The sequence below is a fragment of the Thioalkalivibrio sp. ALE23 genome (assembly GCF_000378545.1).
Taxonomy (GTDB): Bacteria; Pseudomonadota; Gammaproteobacteria; order Ectothiorhodospirales; family Ectothiorhodospiraceae; genus Thioalkalivibrio.
Genome location: NZ_KB900084.1, coordinates 1 through 1254 on the forward strand (window position 1 = coordinate 1; position 1254 = coordinate 1254).

The 1254-nt window shown below is 65.2% G+C and carries 2 protein-coding genes; both read left to right on the forward strand.

The window, feature by feature from the left end:
- A partial coding sequence (locus F573_RS14545) for a bifunctional diguanylate cyclase/phosphodiesterase (RefSeq protein ID WP_019023112.1) occupies positions 1 to 765 on the forward strand: 765 nt, incomplete at its 5' end.
- A gap of 15 nt (positions 766 to 780) precedes the next feature.
- The gene (locus F573_RS0114025; protein WP_019023113.1) at positions 781 to 1131 is read left to right on the forward strand and encodes a hypothetical protein; all 351 of its coding nucleotides are present in this window, start codon (positions 781 to 783) and stop codon (positions 1129 to 1131) included.
- The last annotated feature ends 123 nt before the right edge of the window (positions 1132 to 1254 follow it).

Below are 1254 nucleotides of genomic sequence, written 5' to 3' on the forward strand. Positions count from 1 at the left end.
CTCTACTACCAGCCAAAGATCAGCATCGCCTCCGGCGAGGTGATCGGCATGGAGGCCCTGATTCGCTGGCAAAGCCCGCAGCGCGGTTTTCTCAACCCGGGTGCTTTCCTGCCCTACATCGAAGGCACCTCCGTCACCCAGGACCTCGACCGGCATGTGCTGGGGCTCGCCCTTCGGCAGATCGAAGCCTGGTCGGCCCAGGGGATCGACGTCCCGATCAGCGTGAACATCGGCGTCGACCTGCTGCAAAGCGCCGACTTCGTCCCGATGATCCGCGAGATGCTGAGTCGGCACCCCTCCGTGGCTCCGGATCGGATCGAACTGGAAGTCCTGGAGACGGGCGCGATCGATGACATCCAGGGCATCTCCGCAACGCTCAAGGAGATCCGGGACCTGGGGGTTGGACTCGCTCTGGATGATTTCGGAACCGGGTATTCATCGCTGGCCTACCTCAAGCGGTTGCCTACAGACACCCTCAAGATCGATCGAACCTTCGTGCGCGACATGCTGGAGGATCCCGAGGACCTCAACATCATCGACGGGGTCATCAGTCTGTCGAAAGCCTTTCACCGGACGGTGATCGCGGAAGGGGTCGAGACCCGGGAGCACGGCCGCGTGCTGTTCGAACGCGGGTGCAGTCAGGGCCAGGGGTTCGGGATCGCCCGGCCGATGCCGGCCGAAGAGGTGCCCGATTGGCTGACCCAGTGGGCCCAATCGGAAAGCGAGGGCTGGCGATTTGAAAAGCTGGCGGCCGGACAGAACTGACAGGGGAGGATGGGGATGGAGACCAAGGCATTGATCGTAACCGCACACCAGGGGCGGGGTCGCCCCTACGTCGCCATCGAGGAGCAGGATGCGCCCGATCGCTTTTCCCGGAGTCTGAAGTGGCAGCGGCGCCGGAACGGGTTGCCGGGCGTCGAGCGTGACCGGATTCCGGAGAAGGATGGAATGCAGGCCATGCTGCAGCGCGGGGTTCTGGTCGCGGACGCGGAGGAGCTGGGCCTGGTTGAACCACCGGGCTGGATGACGCGCTTCGGACCGGCCGCAACACCGGCCGACGAGGGAACGCCGGTCGTGGTCTGGCTGGACCGGGAGGAACTGGTCCGGCTGACCGAAGGCGGCCGAGGGTGAGACGGGTGGCCAGCCACGCATTGCGTGGCGCCAGCGACGTCGGGGCCACGCAAAACGTGGGACCGAAGACAGAGGCGACGCATTGAATCCCGAAGACATCCGGCGATGGCGCGAGATGTCCGG

Coding starts and splice junctions, on each gene's coding strand:
- F573_RS0114025 (WP_019023113.1), top strand. CDS start 781: ATGGAGACCAAGGCATTGATCGTAACCGCACACCAGGGGCGGGGTCGC.